Raw genomic sequence first — 1,092 nt, 5'->3', positions numbered from 1 at the left:
ATACTAAACATAACGTAACGATATTAGAAAGAAAGTCAAAAGCAATATTTTCATTTTTAATTAATAGATTTATTGAAAAGGTTATAACTGTTAGTAATTTTGAAAAGTATAATTTATTAAACTTAGGTGTAAAAGAGAAAAAAGTAAAAACGATATATAATGGAGTAGATTTAGAACAATTTAAGTTTGAAGATAAAATCTTCAATAGTAAAGATGAATATAAGATAGGTATTTTAGCTAGATTGTCACCAGAAAAAAACCATAGTTTGTTTTTGAAAATTGCAAACCTTTTAAAAGGTTCCCCAAATATAAAATTTTATATAGCTGGGGATGGTCCTGAAAAAGAAAGTATAATTAAAACAATTGAAGAATTTAATATAAGTAATTCCGTTGAATTACTAGGTAATGTAGGTAATCCTGATAGGTTTTTAAAAGACATCCATGTATTATTAGTTACTTCGTATAGAGAAGTTTTCCCTATGAGTGTAATAGAGTCTATGGCGATTGGAACGCCCATTGTTTCTATAGATGTAGGGGGTATTAATGAAGCAATTGAAAATGGAATTAATGGATTTTTAATTCCTGATTATTTACCTGATAGATTTGTTGAAAAAATTAATTGCTTACTGTCCAATGAAGAAATTAGAAATAGGTTTATTACAATGTCACGAAATAAAGTTGAAAGAGAATTTTCACTAAATAAAATGATAAGTTCTATAGAAAACGAATACTCTTCAATTCTAGTAAAAGAATAATGAAAATTATCCTATTTATTACTTAGAATCATCGATACATCATCTTATTTGAATACTCTTACTATGAGAAAGGAAGTAAATATTTGAAAAGGGTATTATTTATAAGCACATTATTTCCTTATCCAATTGATAACGGAAAGAAAGTAGTTATTGCAGGTTTAGTGAAATATTTTACTGAAAAATATGGAAAGTCTAATGTCGATTATATATTAATTGGAGATGAGCTTTCAACAAATAATGGTCTATATTTTAATAATTGTTTTAAAATAGAGAAAACAAATTTTATTAAAAAAATTAGAAATGTGATTTGGAACTCATTAATTGTTAAAAATAAAAG

At 24.9% G+C, this 1,092-nt stretch carries 2 protein-coding genes; both read left to right on the top strand.

Annotated features, from left to right (window positions below; all coding sequences use genetic code 11):
* Positions 1-755 (top strand): glycosyltransferase (locus V7137_RS30120; protein WP_335701473.1); only part of this gene is annotated, 755 nt, incomplete at its 5' end.
* A gap of 83 nt (positions 756-838) precedes the next feature.
* Positions 839-1,092: hypothetical protein (locus V7137_RS30115; protein ID WP_335701472.1), on the top strand; the 254-nt coding region annotated here is incomplete at its 3' end.

Source organism: Neobacillus drentensis, from assembly GCF_036962765.1.
GTDB lineage: Bacteria > Bacillota > Bacilli > Bacillales > Cytobacillaceae > Neobacillus > Neobacillus drentensis_C.
The sequence above is the reverse complement of the archived record's forward strand: the minus strand, read 5'-3'. Positions and strand labels throughout refer to the sequence as shown.